Source organism: Agrobacterium sp. CCNWLW155, assembly GCF_036888815.1.
Lineage (GTDB): Bacteria > Pseudomonadota > Alphaproteobacteria > Rhizobiales > Rhizobiaceae > Agrobacterium > Agrobacterium radiobacter.
This window is the reverse complement of sequence record NZ_JBAKFW010000011.1, coordinates 95,129-118,852: the sequence shown is the minus strand read 5'-3', so window position 1 is coordinate 118,852 and position 23,724 is coordinate 95,129. Positions and strand designations below refer to the sequence as shown.

At 61.4% G+C, this 23,724-nt stretch carries 16 protein-coding genes; 9 read left to right on the top strand and 7 right to left on the bottom strand.

Annotation, left to right across the window (positions count from 1 at the left end; genetic code table 11):
• Window positions 1-118: 118 nt before the first annotated feature.
• The 3 genes from V6S97_RS24055 to V6S97_RS24045 all read right to left on the bottom strand — a co-directional run bounded on the left by V6S97_RS24055 (window position 119) and on the right by V6S97_RS24045 (window position 3,255).
• Entirely contained in the window at window positions 119-1,141 is a 1,023-nt protein-coding gene (locus V6S97_RS24055; protein ID WP_020809003.1) for an ABC transporter substrate-binding protein, read from the bottom strand.
• Window positions 1,138-2,199, bottom strand: a complete 1,062-nt coding sequence (locus tag V6S97_RS24050; protein ID WP_080864557.1) for a LacI family DNA-binding transcriptional regulator — start codon at window positions 2,197-2,199, stop codon at window positions 1,138-1,140. The genes V6S97_RS24055 and V6S97_RS24050 overlap by 4 nt, the downstream gene beginning before the upstream one ends.
• Window positions 2,200-2,334: 135 nt before the next feature.
• Complete coding sequence (locus tag V6S97_RS24045) at window positions 2,335-3,255, bottom strand: LysR family transcriptional regulator (protein WP_334427823.1); 921 nt, start codon at window positions 3,253-3,255, stop codon at window positions 2,335-2,337.
• 96 nt (window positions 3,256-3,351) lie between these two features.
• Here V6S97_RS24045 and V6S97_RS24040 point away from each other — a divergent pair, with 96 nt between their 5' ends.
• A complete protein-coding gene (locus V6S97_RS24040) occupies window positions 3,352-4,539 on the top strand; it encodes an acyl-CoA dehydrogenase (RefSeq protein WP_020809005.1) in 1,188 nt (395 codons plus the stop codon).
• A gap of 222 nt (window positions 4,540-4,761) precedes the next feature.
• Here the strand turns inward: V6S97_RS24040 and V6S97_RS24035 are convergent, their stop codons facing one another.
• Complete coding sequence (locus V6S97_RS24035; protein ID WP_077998773.1) at window positions 4,762-6,828, bottom strand: TonB-dependent receptor; 2,067 nt, start codon at window positions 6,826-6,828, stop codon at window positions 4,762-4,764.
• Window positions 6,829-7,123: 295 nt separating this feature from the next.
• On the opposite strand from V6S97_RS24035, the gene V6S97_RS24030 reads away from it, so the two are divergent.
• Entirely contained in the window at window positions 7,124-7,900 is a 777-nt protein-coding gene (locus V6S97_RS24030; RefSeq protein WP_113007839.1) for an IclR family transcriptional regulator, read from the top strand.
• Between the two features lie 2 nt (window positions 7,901-7,902).
• Here V6S97_RS24030 and V6S97_RS24025 read toward each other — a convergent pair whose 3' ends face one another.
• Complete coding sequence (locus V6S97_RS24025; RefSeq protein ID WP_020809008.1) at window positions 7,903-9,204, bottom strand: NtaA/DmoA family FMN-dependent monooxygenase; 1,302 nt, start codon at window positions 9,202-9,204, stop codon at window positions 7,903-7,905.
• Between the two features lie 214 nt (window positions 9,205-9,418).
• Here V6S97_RS24025 and V6S97_RS24020 point away from each other — a divergent pair, with 214 nt between their 5' ends.
• From V6S97_RS24020 to V6S97_RS23990, 7 genes are all read left to right on the top strand, one after another.
• On the top strand, window positions 9,419-10,219 hold the full coding sequence (locus V6S97_RS24020; RefSeq protein WP_020809009.1) for an ABC transporter ATP-binding protein: 801 nt from the start codon (window positions 9,419-9,421) through the stop codon (window positions 10,217-10,219).
• Complete coding sequence (locus tag V6S97_RS24015; protein ID WP_334427822.1) at window positions 10,216-11,229, top strand: FecCD family ABC transporter permease; 1,014 nt, start codon at window positions 10,216-10,218, stop codon at window positions 11,227-11,229. Before V6S97_RS24020 ends, V6S97_RS24015 begins: the two co-directional genes overlap by 4 nt.
• The gene (locus V6S97_RS24010; RefSeq protein WP_020809011.1) at window positions 11,226-12,290 is read left to right on the top strand and encodes a FecCD family ABC transporter permease; all 1,065 of its coding nucleotides are present in this window, start codon (window positions 11,226-11,228) and stop codon (window positions 12,288-12,290) included. The genes V6S97_RS24015 and V6S97_RS24010 overlap by 4 nt, the downstream gene beginning before the upstream one ends.
• Window positions 12,291-12,313: 23 nt before the next feature.
• Window positions 12,314-13,267, top strand: coding sequence for an ABC transporter substrate-binding protein (locus V6S97_RS24005; protein ID WP_020809012.1), 954 nt, complete (start codon window positions 12,314-12,316; stop codon window positions 13,265-13,267).
• Between the two features lie 222 nt (window positions 13,268-13,489).
• Window positions 13,490-14,329: a siderophore-interacting protein gene (locus V6S97_RS24000; RefSeq protein ID WP_020809013.1), complete on the top strand. Its 840-nt coding sequence runs from the start codon at window positions 13,490-13,492 to the stop codon at window positions 14,327-14,329.
• The gene (locus V6S97_RS23995) at window positions 14,322-14,600 is read left to right on the top strand and encodes a phosphopantetheine-binding protein (RefSeq protein WP_020809014.1); all 279 of its coding nucleotides are present in this window, start codon (window positions 14,322-14,324) and stop codon (window positions 14,598-14,600) included. Before V6S97_RS24000 ends, V6S97_RS23995 begins: the two co-directional genes overlap by 8 nt.
• Before the next feature lie 62 nt (window positions 14,601-14,662).
• Entirely contained in the window at window positions 14,663-17,491 is a 2,829-nt protein-coding gene (locus V6S97_RS23990) for a condensation domain-containing protein (RefSeq protein ID WP_111821091.1), read from the top strand.
• A 301-nt stretch (window positions 17,492-17,792) separates the two neighbouring features.
• On the opposite strand, the gene V6S97_RS23985 is transcribed toward V6S97_RS23990, so the two are convergent.
• Both V6S97_RS23985 and V6S97_RS23980 read right to left on the bottom strand, forming a co-directional pair.
• Entirely contained in the window at window positions 17,793-19,139 is a 1,347-nt protein-coding gene (locus V6S97_RS23985; RefSeq protein WP_334427820.1) for a condensation domain-containing protein, read from the bottom strand.
• 61 nt (window positions 19,140-19,200) lie between these two features.
• Window positions 19,201-23,658, bottom strand: a complete 4,458-nt coding sequence (locus tag V6S97_RS23980) for an amino acid adenylation domain-containing protein (RefSeq protein WP_334427819.1) — start codon at window positions 23,656-23,658, stop codon at window positions 19,201-19,203.
• Window positions 23,659-23,724 lie beyond the last annotated feature (66 nt).

The window sequence follows — 23,724 nt, the reverse complement described above, 5'->3', positions numbered from 1 at the left end:
GCCAGCTTGCGGAATTGAGAGGTGGAAAAGCGGTCAGGGGACGACCAAACCGCTTTTCCGGGAATGGAGCCGCCCTTTCGGACGTTTTAAATGCCCCATTCCAAACCTTGATAAGGACTTACTGGCCGACCTTGGCGTTCCACTCCGACAGCCACTTGTCACGGTTGTCGAGCGTCACGGCGGAAGGAATGAGCTGCAGGCTTTTTGCGGTTTCGTCGCCATAGGTGATGTTGTTCGCCACCTCGTCGGACACCTTGACTTCCTTGTTGGTCGGGCTGTCCACGAGCTTTTCGGCCAGCGCCTTCTGAACGTCGGTCGAGAGCCAGAAATCCATGAACTGCAGCGCCAGATCTTCGTTCTTCGTGCCCTTCGGCACCACGAGCACGTTCATGCCGCCGGTCTGGCCTTCCTTGGGGGTTGCCCAGGCAAGCGGCAGATCGAGCTTGGTAAAGGGCGCCCAGGAGAAGCGGCCGATGGGGGCGGCCCAGATTTCTTCCTGCTGCATGAGCTGCACCAGCTGCGACGATTTCACGTAGAACGTGACGAGATCGTCCTTCTTTTCGCCCACGGCTTCGATAGCGCCGGAGAGATCAGGCGTATCCTTGCCGATGGCCTTGCCCAGCATGTAAAGCGCCGGCGGGCCCTGATTGGTAGTGACATTCGGGAAAGCGACGTGGTCAACGATACCGTCCTTCAAAAGATCGGCCCAGCTATCGATCTTCATCTTGTCTGTGCGGTAAACGATTGACGTGGCGTAGAAATTGACGCCGACGCTCATGCCGTCGCCATTCGGATCCTTGGCGATGTCATAGAGCTTGCCGATATTCGGCACCTTGGCGGCATCGATCTTCTGGATCAGGTCCTTGCGGGTGGCGGAGAGCGCATCCGCCATGGAGACGATGGCGAGATCGACCACCGGATTGGCCTTGTTGGCCTCCATCTTGGCCAGCCGCTCGACACTGTTGCCGGTCTCGACGACCAGCTTGCAGCCGCATTGCTTCTCGAACGGCGTATAGACCAATTCCTTGAATTCGTCCTGCGCGAAGGCGTAGACCGAGATCGTCAGCGTCTTGTCCTGCGCCTGCGCGGCGCCCATCGTCAGCATCAGGGCGGTGCCCGATGCAAGAATGATTTTTTTCATGGTGTGAGTTCTCCTGCTGTCGTGTTTTTGGCTTCAATCGCATCATGCTTTTTTTCGCCGGTGGAGCCGCGCATGATCAGCGCCATCGGTACTTTCGTTATATCCGCGGTGACATCGACGGCGACGCCGCCTTCGCCGGCACCGTCAATCGCCCGCAGCAACGCCCCGACGGCAAGATCGGCGATACGGCCCATATCCATCCGCATCGTCGTCAAAGGCGGGGTGACCACGGCCGAAAAAATGAGATCGTCGAAGCCGGTGACACTGGCCTCCTCCGGCACATCGATGCCCTCGCGCTGCAATTCGGTGAGCGCGCGCAACGCATGCAGGTCGGAAACGGCGGCAAAGGCGGTAAAACCCTCGGCAACTTTTTCGGCAAGCCCGAGCCGGCAGCCCGCGCCGCCGGTCTTTTCGATGCCGTCTATCCAGAGCGTCTGTGTCATGCAGGCCTTGCCGAGACCGTCGCGGATACCGCCGAGGCGGTCGTTCTGCACATTGGAATCCCGGTTCTTGCCCACCAGCGCCACCTTGCGATGGCCAAGACCCGCCAGATATTCGCCAACCTGCCGGCCGCCATCCCAATGGTCGGCGGCGACCGTGTTGCCAGGCGTCGAGGGGCTGTCGATCACCGCGACAGGGCAATCGACATCGGCGATGCGCGTGCCACGGCGAGGAACGATGACCATGCCGTCCACCCCACGCTCGATCAGCCGGTTGATGGCATCCGTCTGCATGGCGATCTCACCGCGCGAGTCGGCAATCAGCACGCCGTAACCGGCATTAACGGCCGCCTTTTCGATGGCCTGCGCGATCTGCGGGAAGAGAGGATTGGCGATATCGGGCAGAACCAGCCCGAGAACACCGCTTTTGCCGGTGCGCAGCGCCCTGCCCGCCGAACTCGGCACATAACCAAGTTCGCTTGCGGTCTTGCGGATGCGCTCCACCAGTTCAGGCGAAACACGACCCTTGCCGGAGAGCGCATTGGACACGGTTGCCACCGACACGCCGAGTGCCGCTGCTATCGCGCTCAGATTGGTGGCAGGCCGTGAAGACGCCATGATGGTCCGAAGGGGCTGATTAAACGTTTAATCACGATAGTCCAGCTAAGCTCTCCTGTCGAGTCCGCAAGACGGCAAAACACGGCGAAAACCTGGGCATAAAGTCTAAATGCCCGAAAAAAAGTGCGATTATTTTTATGAGGCTGTCATGCTCGCCGCACGATAGGCCTCAACCTGCCGCACCAGCCAGTCGCGAAACAGCACGACCGGAACGTGATTGGCGCGCGAGAGCGGCGCTACCGCATAATAGGAGCTTGGACTTTTGGCCTGATGATCGAAGGCTTTTACCAGTTGCTTCGATTTCAGCTCGTTATCGATCAGGAAAAGCGGCATCAGCGCCACGCCGAGGCCGGCTATACAGGCCTGCGCCACGCTGGAAAACTGCTCGAAGCGCATGCCTTGCGGCAAGGCAAGCGACAGGCCGAGGCTTTCGAACCAATGGCCCCACGCTCCCGGCCGCGAGGCCATGTGCAGCAACGGCAGGGCGGCGATGTCCTCTCCCTTTTCGACGGGATGAGCGCTGAGGAATTGCGGGCTGCACACCGGCGCAACCATTTCATGCATCAGAAAGGTGCATTCCGCCCCCGGCCAGTCCGCCTGGCCGATATGGATCGCCATATCCAGCTGCTCGCGCTCGAAATCGAATTGCCCGATGCGGGTGGCGAAATTGATGGTGATTTCGGGGTGGTTTGCGACGAAATCCGGGATACGCGGCAAAAGCCAGCGGGTGCCGAAGGTGGGCAGCATGGCAAGGTTCAGCGTATTGCCATGCGTTTTGGTCATGATCTGCAGCGATGCAGACCGTATCTCGCCGAGGGCGGAGGCAATCGATTTCGCATAAGCGCGCCCCTCGGTCGTCAACGCCACGCCGCGCGCGCCGCGTTCGAACAGGCGCACGCCAAGCTGTTCTTCCAGTGACATAACCTGCCGGCTGATCGCCCCTTGCGTGAGGGCGAGCTCCTCCGCGGCAGCGGAAAAGCTGCCGAGCCGGGCAACGGAATCAAAGGCGGCAAGCGCACTGGTGGACGGCAGGAGTTTGCGGCTGAGAGACGTCATGAGCCATTACTATATGTAATGCAAAAATGAGTAAACATGGCTTGTGCGGGCGGGCTTCGATACGAATAATCCGGCCAGCAAATCCGGAGGCATAAAGTGAGCGAACACGCAGCATTCAATTGGCAGGACCCTTTTCTGCTCGAAGACCAACTGACCGATGACGAGCGGATGATCCGCGACGCCGCCGCCGCCTTCGGCAAGTCGGAACTTTTGCCGCGTGTCTCCGAGGCCTATCTTTCTGAGACCACCGAACCGGAACTGTTCCGCCTGATGGGCCGGACCGGCCTTCTCGGCATTACGCTTCCGGAAGAATATGGCGCGGCCAATGCGAGCTACGTCGCCTATGGCCTCGTCGCCCGCGAGGTGGAGCGGATCGACAGCGGTTACCGCTCGATGATGAGCGTGCAGTCCTCGCTCGTCATCCACCCGATCTTCGCTTATGGCTCGGACGAGCAGAAGAAGAAATACCTGCCCGGCCTCGTTTCCGGCGAATTGATCGGCTGTTTCGGCCTGACCGAGCCGGATGCCGGCTCCGATCCCGGCGGCATGAAGACCCGTGCTGAAAAGATCGCCGGCGGCTATCGCCTGCGCGGTTCGAAGATGTGGATTTCCAACGCGCCGATCGCCGATGTCTTCGTCGTCTGGGCGAAATCGGAAGCCCATGACAACCAGATCAGGGGCTTCGTGCTGGAAAAGGGCATGAAGGGTCTTTCCGCCCCGAAGATCGGCGGCAAGCTTTCGCTGCGCGCCTCCATTACTGGCGAAATCGTCATGGATGGTGTGGAAGTGGGCGAAGACGCGCTGTTGCCCAATGTTTCAGGCCTGAAAGGCCCGTTCGGCTGCCTCAACCGCGCCCGTTACGGCATTTCCTGGGGTGTGATGGGTGCTGCCGAAGATTGCTGGTTCCGCGCCCTGCAATATGGTCTCGACCGCAAGCAGTTCGGCAAGCCGCTGGCCGGCATGCAGCTTTACCAGAAGAAGCTCGCCGACATGCAGACCGAGATCGCTCTCGGCCTTCAGGCTTCCTTGCGCGTCGGCCGGCTGATGGACGAGCATAAAATGGCGCCGGAAATGATCTCCATCATCAAGCGCAACAATTGCGGCAAGGCGCTGGATATCGCCCGCCAGGCCCGCGACATGCATGGCGGTAACGGCATCCAGATCGAATACCATGTGATGCGCCACGCCCAGAACCTCGAAACGGTCAATACCTATGAGGGCACGCACGACGTCCACGCGCTTATCCTCGGCCGGGCGCAGACGGGCATTCAGGCGTTTTTCTGAGGCTTTCTCGGCGTCGAGGAGTTAGGTTTTACAGAGGCCTGAAACCTCTCCTTCGTCATGCTCGGGCCTGTCCCGAGCATCTGCAACCGATTGATCTAACGCTACGTGGTTGGATCCTCGGGACAAGCCCGAGGATGACGGCGAGTGTGAAGGATTCTGCATCAAAAAAAGGCCTTCGAAGATCGCTTCGAAGGCCTTTTGCTTTTCAACTCAGGTGACGGCTCAGAACGTGCCGCGCACGCCGATGCCGAACATGCGCGGTTCGGTCATGCTGGCCTCGATGCCGCCAATGCCGCGGTTTTCCTTCATCAGCGTCGGGGCGCGCTCATCGAAGACGTTCTTGACGTAGGCGTAGAACTCAAGCTCGTCCTGGAACTTGTAGCTCGCCCGCACATCCGCGATCGTATAGGGATCGATCGCATAAACGGCCTTGTTGTCCGTGTCGGAATAATAACCGTCGAGATGGCGCACCTGGCCTGAAACGGTGAACTTGTCCGTCACATCCCAGCTTGCGCCGATGGTGAAGCTGTAACCCGGCGACTTGGCGAATTCCTTGCCGACATAGGCGGCGTTGCTGGAAATCTCGTCGATTTTCGTCTTCAGCAGACCGGCGCTGGCCTTCAGCGTCAGATTGTCGAGAACCCGGTAATCAGCCCCGATTTCCAGACCGTAAGCATGAGCCTCTTCGGCATTGACGGTGTAGGATTCGCTGATACCCGTGGAGACGACGACCGGCACGTTAAACTGGGCGTTCTTCATGTCCATGTAGAACAGGTTGCCGTTCACCGTCAGCGTATCGTCCAGCAGGCTGGCGCGGGTGAAGAGCTCGTAGTTCCAGATTGTTTCCTTGTCGAAGCTCCGCCATTTGCTGGTGGTCAGGTCGAATGCGACGCCGCCGGGGTTATAACCACGGCTGACGAGGCCGCCGACTGTCCAGTCGTCGTTGATGGCATAGGCCAGCGACGCCTTGGGCAGGATTTCCGAGAAGGTTTCGTCATAATTGACCGAGCTTCTGCTGGTGGCGCTCAGCGTCCGGTAACCGGCGCGCTGGATCTGGTCCTGCTGGTAGCGCAGGCCGCCCGTCAGGGTCCACTGGTCGGTCAGGCGATAGCTCAACTCGCTGAAGAGGCCGAGATTATCTTTGGTGTCGTTGAAGCGCGATGTTCCGCGCAGATAAAGCACCTCGTCGGCTTTCGTATGCGCGTAATAAATGCCCGCGACACCGCTCAGCACATCCTCTTGATCGCCAAAGGTGACGCGCGTTTCGTGCGAGGTGTTCTTGAGATCGACATCCGCATCGCCGTTATTTGCAATACCAACCCGGCGTTTGGCGGTGGAGGCGGAAAACTGCGTCTGGTTGAACAGTTTCACGCCGTTCTCGAAATCGTAATTGATATCGAGAATGCCGGTATTGGTGTACTGCCTGAAATTCGGCATCGTGGTGGTGATGTGGTTGAGATCCTCGAAGGGACGCGACGCCGCCTCCTGGCTCGGCCGGTTCGAAGCATTATAGGAATAGGTCAGCTTCGTCGAAAGGCCGGGGATTTCCGACGGCTCCCACAGCAGCTTGAAGCGGCCGTTGAATTCCTTGAAATCCTGATCGGTGCCGTCATGGGCAAATGCGGAATTGATATAATCGATGAAGGTATCGCGGCCGGAATAATCGATCGCCATGCGCGCCGCCAGCTCATCCTCGATCAACGGTCCGGAAAAGGCAAATGACGCCCGCTTCTGGTGATAATTGCCTATTTCGGCCTGATAGGAAGCCTCAGGCGTAAAGGTCGGGTCCTTGGTGTTGACGAGGATCGCGCCGGCGATGGCGTTGGCGCCCTGCGAGGTGGTCTGCGGGCCGCGGAAGACCTCGATGCTGTCGACATCCCAGATGGAGCTCGCGCCATAGATGAACTCGTTATAACCGAGATAATGGCCGTCGACATTGATCGTGGCGCGCGGCACCGTGCCGGTGAAGAAGGCGATGGAGCCGGTATTCGGTCCCTGTGTATCCTGTCCGCGGATGATGGGAGCGCTGACATTATCGGTATAAACGATGTTCGGGATATCCTTGATCGCTTCCGACACGGTCGGGTCGCCGGTCTTTTCCTTCCTGATTTCCTCGGCGGTTTTGACCGAAACGGACGAAGCCGTGTTCTTCATGTCGCGCGCCACTTTTTCACCGGTCACGACGATCGGTTTCAACACGGTCGTGCCCGCCGCCTCAGCCTGCTGATCCTGACCGAGAACCGGCGTCACAAACATCGTCGCCAGCGTCAGAGCGCTGACCCCGCTCATCAAACGACCGCTAGAGCTAAACCCCATCACACACCCCTAAAAAACATGAGTATTAAAGTCATATTCAAGTAACGGAAGCGTTATCCGTTTCGCAATAGAGAATGCGTTCTGTATTGCGGACAAAAAGGCTTCCGTAACGGGATGTGCCATATTTACAACAAAGTTTAATCAGCGCCTCGTCGGCAATCACGGCGTTGCGAATGAAAGCCACTGAAAAGTCCGCAGAAATCGATTCCGATTTTCACCCGGATGCGTTAGGCATTTCTCGATACACGGGGGAACAAGCTTGAACGCCATGGATGACGAAGCGGACGAAGCGCCCGAAAACGAGGGCGAAAAGCGCTCGGCGCTTATTCAATCCGTATCGATCGCGGCGCGTTTTCTCAACCTTCTCGCCAGATCGGATACGGCGCTTGCGCTTGGCGAACTGGCCAAACGCGCCGGCACCGGCCGTTCCACCGCCCATCGTTATATGCAGAGCCTGGTGCGGGAGGGACTGGTGACGCAGGACCCCGCAAGCGGCAGTTACGATCTTGGACCGGCGGCGCTGGGGATCGGCATCAGTGCGCTCCGGCGAATCAATCCGGTCGAAACCGCCGGTCGCCAGATGAAAGCGCTCGCCGCCCAAATCGGCGCCAGTTGCGGCGTGGCGATCTGGACCGAACGCGGCCCGACCGTGGTGCGATGGGCAAGAAGCGCCAGTTTTTCCATCAGCACCGTGGCGCTCGGCGATGTTCTGCCGCTGGATAACAGCGCCTGCGGGCTGGTCTTCCAGTCTTACCTGCCGCCGGAGAGGATAGCCGCGGTGCGCAAGCTGCAACCGGCGGCCTTTCGTGGCTCCCGCCCGGATGCCAGAGTTCTGGAAACCATTCGCGAGGTGGGTGGTGCGGAACTCAATGAACATCTGTTCTCCGCCCTGACGGGCAAGGCCGCGCCGGTCTTTGACGCCCAGGGCGAACTCTGTTGCGTCGTCACCACCGTATCCTTCGTGGCCAACGCCGAGGCCGAACAGCATTTTTCCCGACTGATCGAGGCGGCCAGACAGGCGACGGCCGAATCCGGCGGCGCATAAGCCTATTCGGCCAGATGTTCCGCGAAGGTGCAGCCGGAATAGGCCGTGCGGAACAGCCCGGCATCGGCGAGTTTCGGCAGCAACCGCTCCAGCACCAGCCGCATGGATGCCACCGAACCGCCGGGCACCGCGACAAAACCGTCACAGGCGCCGGCCGCCGCCCATTCGCGGATGGTCTCGAAAGCATCGTCAACCGTGCCGATGATCTGCCAATGGCCGGAACCCATCACCTCTGGCCGTCGCAGCAAATCGGCGACGCTCAGCGTCTCCCGTTCGATCAGCCGGCGCAGCAGATTTGCGTGGGTACGGCTTCTCGGTGTCTCCGGTGGCGGCGGCAGGTCAGATGCAGTCACGACCCGCTGCAATGGCCAGTCCGAAAGATCGAGGCCGGTCATATCGCGGATGGAGGCAACGGCGCGGCCGCGGTTGGCGCGGGCATGGGTTTCCGCAAAGAGCTCCAGCGCCTCCTTGCCGCTATCCGCCAGATAAAGGCTGAGGCCCGGCATCAGCTTCACACCGTCGGGGTTGCGGCCATGGCCCTCAGCACGCCGCCGCAAATCCGCCCGGAGCTCGATGGCAGCCTGCATATCCGGCGTTGAGGCAAAGACGGCGTCCGCCACCGACGAGGCGAAATCACGGCCTTCGGGCGAAGCGCCCGCCTGCACCAGCGGAATACGGCTGGCATGGGCCGGCAGGTTGAGCGGGCCTTTGACACTGAAATGCCTGCCCTCATGCGCGACCGGATGCACCAGCGAGGAATCGGCGAACCGCCCGCTTTCCCTGTCGAGTTTAAGAGCTTCGTTTGGAAAACTCGCCCAGAGCTGCTGTACGACCTGCGTGAATTCGGCGGCGCGCTCATAGCGCTCCTGCGGTGAAGGCATCTCTCTCAGGCCGAAATTTTCGTGCCCCTCCAGCGCCGTAACGATGTTCCACCCCGCCCTGCCGCTGCTCAGCCAGTTCAGCGACTGTATCTGGCGGGCGACCACATAGGGCGGCAGAAACGTGGTCGATACGGTGGATAACAGGCCGACATGGCTGGTTTCCCGGGCGATGGCGGAAAGAAGCATGGTTGGGTCCATGCTGGCAAATCCGCCGCCGGTTTCCAGCCCCTCGGTGCGCAGGAAAAGCGTATCCGGCCTGAACACGAAATCCACATGCGCGGCCTCCGCACGCTGCGCCAGATCGACGAAATAATCGCTGGAAAACACCCCGTTTATACCGCTGTCGGCACGCCGCCACGCCTCGCCGCTGAGCCAGGTTGGGGCCAGCGACATGCCGACATGAAGCTTGGTCGCGACTGACATGATGCACCTCGACTGAAATAACCGGTAAGAAATTCACGCCCTGAATCGGCAAATTTCGATTTGTGGAGAGTTTTACTATAGTTTAGTGTCGCTTCAAGACCACACCATCGCCCTTGCCGGAAAGAAACACGTTTTCTGCTAGTTCGATGTTTAAATTCAAATAGTTATAACGGCCGCGCGGCGTCTCGACGCATGGCCGCATGAATAACAGGAGTTGTATCCGGTGCTTGACGCCACGGACCTTCACGCCAGTTATGGCCATGTTCCCGTCTTGAGAGGACTGTCCGCCCGCTTCCGAGCCGGTCGCGTTACCGCGCTGGTCGGCCCCAATGGCTGCGGCAAGTCGACGCTGTTGAAGACCATCATGGGTTTCCTGCCTTTGTCATCAGGCAGGATAAGCCTGGGCGAGCGTTTGATCGGCGAGATCGGACGCCGGGACCTCGCCCGCCGCATCGCCTATCTGCCGCAGGAATGCCATTGCCCTGACTATATGACGCTTGGCGAGCTGATCGAGCTTGCCGGTTACGCCCGTTACGGTCTTGCAGGCGGCCCGACCGAACGCGACCGGGCGCTTTTTGCCGAGGCGCTGAAGACCGTCGGGCTGGAAGACAAGGCGAAAGCACAGGTCAACACGCTGTCCGGCGGCCAGCGCCAGCGCGCCTTCATCGCCATGGTGCTGGCGCAGGACACGGACGTGATCCTGATGGACGAGCCGGTCAACCATCTCGACATGAAGTACCAATATGCCGTTCTCGGCCTCGTGCGCGAACTGAGCGACAGGCACGGCAAGACGGTTATCGTCGTGCTGCACGATCTCAACCTCGCCGCCACTTTCGCCGATGATGTCATCATGCTGAAGGCCGGGCGGGTTCTGGCGTCCGGGCCGGTGACGAGTACGGTCACATCAGCCAATGTCGCCGAGGTCTTCGATCTCGAAGCCGATATCTTCTCCCGTCAGGGACGGCTCATCTGCGTGCCCCGGCTGGAGCGGCAGGAACAGGCCATTCCGGCATGACCTCTAAAATAACGCTGATTTTTGCCGCCGCGCTGCTGCTGGCCGCCATCCTCATCTTCAATCTGGTGGTGATGGCTGCCGAGATGCCGCTTGCCGAAATCGCGGCGACGCTCTGGCGTGGCGAGGCCGATACCTATCAGCAGTCGGTGCTTCTCTATCAGCAAATCCCGCGGTCGCTGATTGCGATTTATGTGGGCGCCACCACCGCCGTCAGCGGCTGCGTGCTGCAGGGGCTTGTCCGCAATCCCCTCGCCTCGCCCTCCACGCTGGGGCTGAATGCCGGGGCGACGCTTTTTGTGATCGCCGGCGCACTGGTGTTCGATTTCTCTCCCGAGGTGCAGGGGCTTGTGGCGCTCGCGGGCGCCGGTTTCGGCTTTGCCGCCTGCTTTTTCGTCGCGCGCCTCGCCGGACGATCAAACGATCCGCGCGGCCTGTCGCTCATCCTTTCCGGCGCGCTGGTTTCGATGCTGCTGATCGGCGTGACGAATGCCCTGCTTCTCTCCAACCCCACGCGGCGCGCCGAATTCCTGAGCTGGGTGGGTGGCAATATCAACCACGTCTATGCCGAGCGCCTGTTCGATTTCTGGTGGATCGGCGCCATTGCGCTGGTGATATTGTGGGCGGTCGCCCGGCCGCTGACGCTTGTTCTGCTGGGCGCGGAAAAGGCCGCTTCCGCCGGTGTGAATGTCACGCGCATTTCCCGGATCGCGCTTTTTGCCACCATGCTGGCCTCAGGCTCGGCGGTGGCGATCTGCGGCCCGATCGGTTTCGTCGGCCTCATCGTGCCGCATATGATCAGGCCGCTGGTGGGTGTGAATTTCACGTTCGCCTTGCCGGCGTCCGCCCTTGTCGGGGCAGGCCTCTGCGTGCTGGCCGATCTTGGCGCGCAAACCCTGTTTGCGCCCTATGTGGTCAATACCGGGCTGTTCATGGACCTGCTTGGAGGCCTCGTTTTCATCGTCATCGTCAAACGCTTCTATCTTTCGCCCTCGGCAAGGGGGCTTTCATGAAGCGGCATTTCGCCACCGACGGCAAAGCGGTGCTGCGGCTGCCAAGCGGCCTGCAGATCGGCATCGGCAATCTGAAAGCCGGCCTTGTCTTGATTGCGCTGGTGCTGGTGCTCGCCGCCCTGTCCGCCAGCCTCGGCAATACCGAAACCGGCCTCATCGATCTACTCCGCGGCCTCGCCGGCGGGCATCTCAGCGACGATCAGGCCTATGCGCTGTGGACGGTGCGGCTGCCGCGCATCCTGCTCGGTTTCATGGCCGGCTGGAGCGTGGCGCTGGCAGGCGCGATGCTGCAATCCGTCGCCCGCAATCCGCTGGCCGATCCCGGGCTCTTCGGACTGAGCCAGGGGTCAATGACCACCATCATGCTGCTTCTGGTGCTGGTGCCGGCCGCCGCCAAGACCCTGGTGGCGCTTGCGGCTATCGGCGGCGGTCTTGCCGTGGCCTTTCTTCTCATCGCGCTCGTCGGGCGCGAACGCTCGAGCGGTCTAGCCATATTGCTGATGGGGATCGCAATCGAATCAGCGCTTTCCTCCGTCTCATCGGTGCTTCTGCTCTATACGCCGGCCGAAACCTCGCTGGCCCTGGCGGACTGGATGGCGGGTTCGCTGTTTCAGGCAAGCTGGCCGACCATCCTCGTTTTCGCGCCCCTCTTCGGTGCAAGTCTTTTGGGTATTTTTCTCATCGGCCGGGCGCTCGCCGTTTTCGATCTCGGCAATGAAATGGCCATGGCGCTTGGCGAAACGGTCAGGCATTCGCGCCCGCTCGTCATTGTTTTTGCGGTGATCCTCAGCGCCGCTTCCGTCACGGCTGTCGGTCCTTTGACTTTTCTCGGCGTCATCGCCCCACATCTCGCCACCTTCGTTTCGCCGGCAGTCGGCCGCGCCAGACTTTTCCTCTCGGGTCTCACCGGCGGTATTCTGGTGGTAACCGCCGATACGCTGTCGCGCGGGCTGGTGGCCGATACGCCGATGCCGATCGGCCTTGCGCTGACGCTGATCGGCGTGCCGCTTTTCATCCTCACGCTGCGCCTGCAGGCGCTGCGCAGAACCAACAGCCACTGAAGATATCGAATAAAGGGAATGCCATGCGAATTGCCATCCTCATCGCCGCCATTCTGGCCGCCGGAACAAGCCTCGCCGCCGAGCGCAGTGTAACCGATGCCGCCGGCCGCAGCGTCTCCGTTCCGGAAAAGCCGCGACGCATCGTCGTCATGCACGAGCCGCTCTTGGGAGTGCCGCTGATGGATCTCGGCGCCAATGTGGTCGGCGCCTATGGCCGCAACAGCGACGGCAAATTCGCAACCGCCGTCGATTTCATCGATACGGTTCTGGGTGAAGGCCACGCAAAACCGAAAGGTTTCGGCGCCGTCGGCCAGATCGACCTTGAAAAGCTGCGGGCGCTGCAACCGGACCTGATCGTTGCCACCGAAATGGACAGTGGCAAGGCCGCGCAGCTTTCCACCGTCGCACCCGTCTATCTGCAAAAGGCAAGCGCCGGCAAAGCCTATGGCTTCAGCGTGGAGGAGGATCTTGCCGCTCTGGTCGGGCGAAGCGACGTCTACGCCGAGCGCCATAAGACCTATGACACCAGGCTTGCCGCGGTCAAAAAGGCGCTGGGCGAAGAGGCGAAAGGCAAGACCTATCTGGCGATCCTGCTGACCGACCAGATCAATGCGGTGGGCGACATGTCCGGCGCGGTGCAGGCGCTGGAGGATCTGGGATATGCCCGGCTGAAAATCGACAGCGCCGCCTCTTCGGGCGGAATGGGCTCGACCCTGGTGATGCCGCTCAGCGCCGATGCCTTCGGCAAGCTCAATCCCGATCTGCTTGTCGTGATGAACAGCTATACCAGCCCCGTCCGCGGCGAGGCAGGAACGCGCGCTGCACTTGAAAAGATCATTCCCGGCTGGGAGCGTTTCGTAAAACCGGCGCGCGAGAAAAGGATCGTCTTCCTCGATTCCACCAGGGTCACGACGCCTTCCATTCCGAGCGCCTTGCACACGTTGGACGAGGTCGAAAGCTGGGCCGGTCGCCGCTGATCAGTCGGCGGCAATGCAGTTTGAATCCGCAGCGATATAAACTTGAGTTTTTGAAGAAAGTTATATTGCGACAGCGGAAACCGCCTGTTATGGTTCGCGCATCTTGACGCAACGACGCCGGATCGCGTGCCGGAAAAATCCCGACGCGCGATTGTCCGGCCCGCCGATCCGGGACTGCGACACCGCCGACCCCATCGGCAATATCCCAGGAAAGACAACAGCATGAGCATGCCAGAAACGATAGGTTCCGCAACACCGGATCGCACTCCCAAACGCCATCGCCACGCCGTCGCGCTGCGCGCGCTCAATGTCGCGCGCGTCGAAAAGCTCAGCCGGTCCATGGTCCGCATCGTCCTGACCGGACCGGAACTGGAGGGCTTTGCGAGCCTCGGTTTTGACGACCACGTCAAGATGTTCTTCCCCCAGCCCGGCGAAACCGAACCGAGCCTGCCGGTGATCGGCCCGAACGGCATTGAATTCCCGGAAGGCGCGCCGCGCCCGCTGGCGCGCGACTACACGCCGCGCAGCTTCGATGCCGAAAAAGGCGAACTCGCCATCGATTTCGCCACCCATCATGACGGCCCCGCCAGCAACTGGGCGAAAGCCGCAAAGGTGGGTGACAAGGCATGGATCGCCGGTCCACGCGGCTCCTTCACCGTTCCCTTCACCTATGACTGGCATCTGCTGATTACCGACGATACCGGCCTTCCCGCGCTGGCGCGGCGGCTGGAGGAAATGCCCGAGGGTACCCGTGTCGTGGCGCTGATCGAGGTCGAGACGGATGCGGATCGGCTGGAACTTACGACGAAGGCGGACGCCTCGATTGTCTGGGTAACGCAAAAGACGGAAAACGGAACCGATCACGATGCATTGGCGGGCGCGCTGCGCAAGCTGGAGCTGCCGAAGGGCGACTTCTTCAGCTGGGTCGCCTGCGAATCGAGGACCGCAAAGGAGGTTCGCGCCCTTCTGGTCGAGGAGTTCGGCGCCAACCCCAAATGGACTCGCGCTTCCGGTTACTGGCGTCGCGGCGCCAGCGGCGTTCACGATCATTTCGATGAATGAACCGGTAATCGCGGCGGGTGCCATGCTGGAAGCGAAAACGATGATGACGGAACTCAAGGCCCTTCTCGCCAGGGTTCTGGATGATGAGGTGCGCGATATCGAACCGGGGGACAACCTGTTCGGCCGCGGGCTTCATTCGCTTGCCCTCATGCGCCTGATGCCGCCGCTTTCACAGCTTGCCGGGACGCGGCTCGATTATGACGATCTGGCCCGGCAGCCCACGCTTGCCGCCTGGCAGGCGCTCATCGAACGGTCGCGCGCGGGACATTGATCCCGCGAGAAAGATCAGCCGCTTTCCCAGGGCGGCCGCCGAATATTTCCAAGGAGAGGACCATGGCAGCAGACAATACACGTGTGCTCGCACGTCGCATCGAAGAAACCTTCGACAAGGGAAACGCAGCCCCGCCGAGCCAATACGAAGAACGGGTCTGGTTCGAGCAGTTTCAGGATCCTGATCAGGTCTTCCGGCAGCTTCTCGCCTATCGCATCGGTGAAGAATGCGATCTGCTGCGCCTGACCTCGGCGCTGAAGACGGTTTGCGAGGTCTGGCCCGAGCTGCGTGCGCGCTTTGCCTTCGGCGAGGACGGCACTCTTGCCAAGAGCATCGAAGCCCCGTCCGCATCCATCGTGCAATTGCTGCATGTTCCCTCGGCAGACGAGGCCCTCACCTTGCTGCACGCCCTCCAGGCAAGACCCTTCGATGCCGAAACCGACCCGCCGTTTCAGGCCGTCGTGCTTTTGAGCGAAGGAGAAATCCTGCTGGCATTTCTGGTCCACGGCTTGCTCCGCGAAGTCCTCTCGCCACAGATCCTGCTGGAAGGTATCACGGCGGCCTATGCCGGTGAGACGCCAAAGCCGCTTTCGCCGCGCGCGGTCGAAAACGGCAGCGTCGACCCACTTCCGCTCAGCTGGCTGCAACGGCCGGCCTCCGGCTCGACCGTCGTGGCGCTGCGGCAAAACGGGATCGACAGGCCGGCGAGCCACAGCCACGGTGTCGATCTTCCCGCACCCCTGCTCGGCCTCAACAGTTCCACGGCGGGGAATGCGCTTCTCGCCCGCGCCGGCTCGCGTTTCGCCCTTTTCCTCACAAAAAACGGTGGTCCAGAGACCGTAACCCTGCGCCTGCAGCCCGGCGTTGCCATGCCGATTTCAGCTGAAGCCGCAGCACGGGTAGCGATCTCCCGCGGCCAATCGCCCGAACAGGCTGAAAAGGCCGTGCTGGCGGGGCTGGAACAGCGAAACGACAATGAAGGTGGAACGGCCACCTTCACGCTGCAGGCGCTTGCGACACCCGTTCAGGCCATATCGGAGCATGGCCTCCAGTTTGAGCACCTGCCCCTGCCCTCCCTGCAATCCGGTCTCGGCCTGACCCTTGCTACCGGTCCGACCTCAACTGGCGATATCCGCCTAGAACTGACGGGTGGCAAGGAGACATCGCCACATGCGACGGCCTTCCTGCTGGAGCGCTTCGTCAGCCATCTTGAAGGCGGCGCGGATTTTTCCGGCATCGTCCCTCAAAACGCCGCGGCAGCATCGGAACAGGCAGCCCTTTCGCCCGCCGCTTCCGGTCAGAACGACGACACCGCCGCGACAATCCTTACCGAATTCCGTGAAGCGCTCGTCTCGCCCGACATGGGACCGGATGACGATTTCTTCGATTTCGGCGGCCATTCGCTGATCGCCACCCGTATCATCGGGCGTCTTCTCGCCAATCACGGCATCGAGCTGCGCTTCAACGATCTCTTCAGCTACCCGACCGCCGCCTCGCTCGCAAAACAGGCGACCCGGCTTGAAACCGCCGCACCTGCGCAGGCCGAGGCTACGGCGAACGGCTCTCTGACTGCGCCGCTCTCGCTGGCGCAGATGTCGCTCTGGAAGGCCTATGCCGCCTTCGGTTTCGGCGAAATCTTCAACATTCCCTTCGCGCTCGATTTCCGCGATCCCGTGGATGAGAATGCCTTCGAATGTGCCTTCCTCGATATCATCGAGCGCCATCCCGGCCTGCGGACCCATTTCTACGTCGAAAACGATACGGTTCTGCAGAAGATCGTGCCGATGCATGATCTGCCCGGTTACAAATGGTTCTGGACCAGCGAGGAAAGCCAAGGTGTCGACCGGCACGCGGAGGCCGGCTGGCGATTCGATCTTGCGCGTGAACTGCCGATGCGCCTACGCTTCCTGCGGGATGCGCAGACCGGCCGCCAGGTGCTTTCCTTCCTCTTCCATCACATCGTGCTGGACGAATGGTCGGTGAACCTGATGATGGACGAGCTGACCGAGGCCTACAGGGCAAGGGCTGCGGGCAAGGCCCCGGTCTTTGCGACCAGGCCGGCGCCCTTCCATGAATTTGCGAGAAAACAGGTCGCGTCAGGTGTGAATGCCGGCCATCTTGCCTACTGGACGGACATGCTGCGGGATGCGCCGAAAGGCCTTACCCTCAACGGACAGGATGGCACGCCGCACGAGGCGTCGCAGGATGAAGCCCCGGCAGGCGGCTGGATCGAGTTCAAGCTGGAAAAACATGTCAGCGACGGGCTTTACGCCATTGCCAGGCAGAACAGCGCCTCGCTGTTCAACGTGGTCTATGCCGCAATTGCCGCATCGCTGCGCCATCTCGGCGGATTGAGCGATCTTGTGGTCGGCACCTCGGCTTCGGGCCGCACGGACAGCGGTTATTTCGATACGATCGGTTATTTCACCACTGTCGTCGCCCATCGTGTGCGTTTCGGCGAGACCATGACCATCGGCGAACTGATTTCTTCGGTGAAGAACACCATCAACGGTTCGCTGGAACACAGCGAAATCCCGATCGATCTCGTCGAGGAAGCGCTGGGCATGACGCCGGGCCGTGATCATCTGTTCGAGGTCTTCATCCAGATCCACGCCAAGAACAAGCTGAACGGCACCCTCGCCGGGCCGGATGGCAAGCCGGTGGAGTTCCGCCAGATCGACCCTGACAAGCACGAATCCATGCTGGGACTGCAATTCGAGGTGATGGAAGAGACGATAGGCGGCGAGCGCTCCATTCGCGTGCTGATGAGCTATCGCTCCGATCGTTACGGCCCTGACGATGTCGAGCGGCTGCGCAACACCACCAGCGGTGTCTTCAGCCGTTTTGCCGAAGCCGGCGCTTCGAGCCGCGTGCTGACGACACTCGCCTGAACCGGACTTGGGCAAGGAAAATCCGGCTTCGCCTGGCGGAGCCGGGTTATTTTTACCTATGAGTGCTGCTGAGAATGTATTGGCGCGCGCCCTGCATCCGCACGCCGTTACCCCGGGCGTGGTCCGGGGTCCAGTGCGATCAAGTCCTGATCGCCAAAAAGTCCTTTCACGGCGCAGACGCGCCGTGGCTGGATGCCGGATCTAGTCCGGCATGACGGAACACGGATTTTTCGTCATTATCGATAACGCATGTCCAGCCTCACACCCCGAAGCCGGCCTGGCATCCGCCCACAGTCCCCCCTCAGACCGCCAGACGGAATGCCGTGGACGCCTCCGCCGCCGCAAGCGTCAGCGCCTCCTCGCGCAGCATGGCATCGAGGAACAATGGCAGTTCCTCACGGTAGCGGGCGAAATCCTCCTCTTGCGTCAGCGCCGAATCCGCATCGATATGCAGGTTCAGTTCGCTGCCGTCATCTTCGCCGCGGAAGGTAAGATTGAACCCGTCGCCGGGACCATTGGCAAGAATGTGCCTGATAACGACGAGCCCGGCAAAGACCGGTGCGCTGAAGGGAAGGACATTGATGAGCGGCGAGAAGAAGAAGCGCCGGCCCTTAGGGATTTCCCGATCGGCGGCGATCTGCTCGATGCGGTAGCGGCCATGCAGACGCTGCTTGCGCAGATTGGTGGCGTTGCGCCTCAGAAATGCACCGAGGCTCTCGCCCGACTCGATGGTGAGATGGAAGGGGAGGATATTGACAAGCATCGCCGGCATATGCGCGCCGACGCTGCCCCAGCGGCTCATGAAAGGCAGCCACAAGGTCAGCACATTGCGATCCAGACGCGGCAGGACACGGTGGAGATAAAGGCCTGAGAGCAGCACCAGAAGATCCGGCCAGCCGATCTCCATTGCACCCGCCACCTGCTGCAACCGCGTGCTGAACCCCTGCGGCAAGGCCGCATCGGCATGCAGGCCGCCGCCGCCATAGTCCTCGCAATCCTTGTCCAGCACCGGCAGATCGGCGGGTGCGGCGAGATAGGCCGCCCAGAAATCACGGTCCTTCTCGAAACGCCGGCTTTGCTTATAGGCATCCTCTTCGGCAAGGAAATCACCGAAGGGGTGGAAATCCGGACCCGCTTCGCCCTTGCCGCAATAGTGCCCGTAAAGCTGTCCGCAGCGCTGCTCGACCAGCGTCAGGCCATAACCATCCACGACGATATGATGGGCGCGGATGTACCAGAGATAGCGGTCATCCGCGATGCGATAGAGCAGCTGCGCAGAGAGCCTGTCGGTTCTGAGATCGAGCCTTGCTTCCACATCCGCGTTCATGCGCCGCAGCGCCTCTTCCAGGGGAGCGGGACTGGTGCGCAGGTCGATTAGTTCCACCACCGGGGCATGGCTTGGATCGCAGCATTGCTGCGGTGTCTCGCCATCGTCGCCGATACGAAAACGGATCGACAGGACTTCGGACTCGCGCACGGTGCGTGTAATTGCCTGAAGGAGCGCGCTTTCGTTCACCGCACCGGAAAGATCGATGTAATGGGCGACGGTGGAAACCGGCTCGTCGGGATGGAAGGAAAACTCCTCCCAGAAATCGAGTTGCGGCTGCGTCAGTGGAAGCCAGTCGCCGGCAGGATCGATATGCGCCATCTGTTTTTCCTTGAACAATTCCTGTTATCGGGCGCGAAATCCCGCCCGAAATGATTTGGGTTCACGCCGCCCGGGCGGCCAAAAGCGAGGTCACCTGTCTGGCATTGCGGCACCGCAGAAGCTGCTGCGGCGTCAGTTCCACGCCGAAGGCAGTGCGGATTTCAGCCGAAACGATCTTCAGATGCGAAGGCAAAAGACCGAGCGCCAGCAGGTCGCTGTTCGCATCCACATTCGCCGGTTTTTTACCCAGCACGCCAAGATAGATATCCAGCACCCGGCGGTCGCCCTGATCGGCGGCGGGAGCCACAGGGGCGGAGATTTTTGCCGGTTCCACACCACCCGTCGCGCCGGTCAGCAATTCGCGGGCGCGACGGCGATCCGGCTTGCCATTGGCCGAGAGCGGCAGATCGTCGACCTTGAGAAACCGGCCGGGCACATGCGATTCCGGCAGATGGCCCCGGGCAAAATTGCGCAGATCGGCGGTGGAGAGCTCGAGGCCGGACGAAACGACGTAGAGCACACCGATGGCCGCCTCGCCCTTTTGCTCGACACCGTAATCCACCACCAGAACGCGCTGGATGGAAGGATGGCGGATCAGCTCGTTTTCCACATCCGGCAGCGAAACGCGCACGCCGCGCACCTTGACGTAGCCATTGACGCGGCTTGCAAACATGATCTTGCCATCCGGCCGGTAGCGGCCACGGTCTCCGGTGCGGAAGGCGCGCACCGGCTTTCCCTCGGGATCGTTGACCGTCACGAAATCCGTCTGGGTAATCGCGCCATCTTCGAGATAGCCGATCGCCACATTCACGCCCGCCGTGTGGATGCGGCCAACGACACCGGCCGGGCAATGCTCGCCCTGATCGTTAAGGACGAAATATCGATTGGCGGGCAGCGGGTGGCCATAGGGCACGGCCGCGATATCTTCCGCAACGATCTCGTGCCAGATGCTCCAGATCGTCGTTTCCGTCGGCCCGCCGAGCGATATCAGCCGCAGATCGGACTTCAGCCTGCGAAGCTCTTCGATAATCACGGGCTTGATGTAATCGCCGCCCTGCGCCACGAGCCGGAGCGAAGAGAGCTGGTCACCACGGCGGCAGGAGAGAAGCATTTCGAGGATGGCCGGCACCGAGCACCAGAGCGTGACGCCATGTTCAGCCACCAACTCATTCCAGCGCACCGCATCCTTTTCCTCGCCGGGTTCCGGCAGCACCAGCGTCGCCCCGGCGACAAGCGCGCCGAAAACATCGAAGACGGACATGTCGTGATGCAGCGGGGTGACTGACATGAACACGTCACCCTCCGTCACCGCCCATTCCGCAAGCGTGCTGCCGATGACATTGGCCGTGGCGCGGTTGGAAAGCACGACGCATTTCGGTTTGCCTGTCGTGCCCGACGTGTAGAGATAATAGGCAGGCTCCTCGCTTCCGGAGAGTGCTGCTACGTCAGCCATGGTAACTGGCGCACCAGCCGGTGCGGGCACGGACAGAAGCTCCGCCGGATCGACAGCGTCGAAACCTTGCGGGACGCTGCGGGCGACGATGACGGCCGGGCGGCAATTGGTCAGCAGGTAGCGCAGGCGATCTTCCGGCGAGCCGGCATCGACCGGCGCCCAGACCGCTCCCATAAATGCTGCGGCGAGCGTGATGGCCGTATGTTCGGGACTGCGCGGCAGGCATACGGCCACGACATCGCCCCGGCCGATGCCGCGCGCCTTGAGGCCCGCCATCGCCCCTGCCACCATCTGACCGAGTTCGCCATAAGCGATGCGCCGTTTCCCGCTGACAAGTGCCGTGCGTGCTGGGTCACCCTCGAAAAGATGGCCGGCAATCCGCTCCAGAAATGGCGGGCAGACGAAGCTGCGCTCGTCACCATTCAGCCTGTAATGGGACAGGTCGACAATATCGCGTCTATTGAAGGAGAAAGCGCCGCTATCCGCGATCCCGGCAATCGCACGCTCGATGGCTGCGAGAATATCCGCCACCATCGCCGCATCGATCGCCTGCTCCGCATAGTCTATATCGAGGACAAGATCGCCCTGCGGATTCTGCGAAAAGCGGAAATCCATCGCCACCTGCGGCGTCTGCGTAAGCCCACCCACCCATCGCATCTCCGATTCGGGTGAGAGCGTCGGCCAGGTAAGGCCGTTGGTAATCACGACGGGCAAAGCAAGCCCGCCCGGATTGGCATTCAGAAGCACGCGATTGAGATCGATGCCCGAAAAAGCCAGATGGTTCAGCCCATCAAGCACATCCGTCTGCAGGCCTGCCGCCCGCTCCGCAAAGCTGCCCTTGGCTGCATCCCATTGGACGGCGATGAAGCTCGAGCGGTTGGCGAAGGCCCCTTCCACCTGCGGCGCAACGGGAATGCCGACGACAAGAGCGCCCTCATTGAGCCAGAGTGAGAGCACATCGAGGATCACCGCCGTCAGCGCCGAATTCTTGAACAGCCGCTCTTTCGCGCCGATCCGCGAAAAGGCGATGAAGCGCTGCTTTTCGACGAGCAGGCTCTGGCGGCTGTAACGCGATGCGGGAATGGTTTCGAGCGGTGCTTTCCACGGCAGTTGCGAGGGCACCTCGGCATCTTTCAGCTTGTCCGCCCAATAGGCAGCGTCCCCGGCGCGGGCCGCCGCGATGTCCTCCTTCGGCGTTCCGATCGTGGCGGCGGTTTCTGGCGGCAGGACGCCATCGAAGAGTTCCGCCGCAAGGCTGGCAATGGCCCGCCCATCAAGGATAAGCGCGTCGAAACGCAGGAAGACGACAACTTTATGCCCCGCCGTCCCGGTATCCGGCATATGGAAGATCGTGACCTGCCATGGCGAGGCTGCGAGATCGAAATGTGCATGGGAAAAATCCCGTTGCGCCGCCTCGATCCTTGCCTCGGCTTCCGGAACAGACAGGGCCGAAAGATCGACACGATCGAGATTGATCTTCGGCTCGTCGGAGACGATCTGCACCAGACGCCGCTCATCGATGCGGGTACGCAGGCTTTCATGTCTCCCGACCATTGCGGCAAGGCGCGACTGCAACAGTTCCGGGTCGATATTGCCGCGATATTCGCGGAACTCCTGCATCGCCACACCGCTGAGCGGCAGATGGGTGCCGCGCCCGAGCAGATAGGCCTGTTGCAGGGGTGAGAGTGGACGTTCCATGGGTTTTCCTTTTGCCTCGGCTGCCGCTTCCGGCTGCCGTGCGACCAATCGCTTCACCCTTGCAGAAGTAAGATCGGGGCTTTCCGCGAGCCGGCGGAGAAGAGCGACGTAGGTTTCGAACAAAGCGCGCAGCCAGCTCTCCGGCAGCGCATCGAGCCGCACGTCCCAGTTGATCAGCAGGCCGCCATCCACAGCCGCCACCTGCGCATCCAGCGCGACGCCCGGCCCCTGCGAGACGGTGTGGACCATCGGGCCGAACAACCGCCCGACGCGTTCCGAAAACAGCTCTCCGCCCGGAAGATCGACTCCGGCGGTAAAGACTACCGGCGAGGTCTGCAAATCACCGCGCTGGCGGGAAAGATCGCGCATGACGCTGACGCCCGGATAGGACTGGTGCGCGAGAAGGCCGTTCATTTCATCGAACAGCCGGCCGAGCAGCGCCTCGACGCTTTCTTCAGGCCTGATTTCCACGCCGAGCACGAGCACGTTGGAAAATTCGCCGACGATCTCATCGACCCCTTCCACCAACGGCGCGCGCCAGAAACCCGGCACGGAAAGCCGGAATTTCTCCGCCCCCGCCGCCTGCGACAGAGCCACCGCGAAAACGCCGAGCAGAAGGGTCGATGGCGTCACGGAGCAGCGCCGCGCCGTCCGCTCCAGACTGCCGCGCTCAGCCGCTGAAAGCAGCGTGGCGAGCCGGTCCGTGTGAACGGCGCGCGAGGGGTCATCGGGCAGAAACGGCAGCGGCGGAGCGTCCGGAACATCGGCAAGCCGTTGCCGCCACCATAAACGGTTCCTTTCGCGCCGGCCCCTCAAGTCAGGATCGGACGCAAGCCGTTCCGCCCAGTCGAAAAACGACGGGGGGACTGATTCGAACGTCTGTGTTTTGTCTACGCCTGCCGCCGTCTCGTAGAAGCGGGCAAGGTCTTCCATCACGATCCGCACGCTGGCCGGATCGATGGCCAGCATATCGGTGTCCACATGCAGACGGCAACGCCCTTCCGGCAACAGGCTGAGCGAAATCGCCGCCGGTGCGGCAGCACGAAGATCAGCCCCGCGATGGCTCCACTTCTCGCGTTTCGTCTCAAGACGGCGCGCAAGCGCCTCCGAATCAAGCGCGGTCATGTCCTCCACATCAAGGCGGAGCGGCCGGCCGACAGGATCGACGGACTGACGCCCTTCCGCGTCGATACGGAGGCTCAGCATGGGATGACGCCGGCAGAGACTTTCGACGGCAACGGCCAGTTTTTCCGCATCCACCGCCTGCCCCTCGAATTCGAGGTAAAGATGGGGCGTAACTTTCCCGAGTATTCCATCCGCCTCGCGGCCGACCCAATAGGCCACCTGCATCGGGGTTAAATTTAGCATGTGAGTTTGAACCGGTTGACAAAACATGATTAGCATACTCAAGTATAAGCCATCGTCAACCACTCG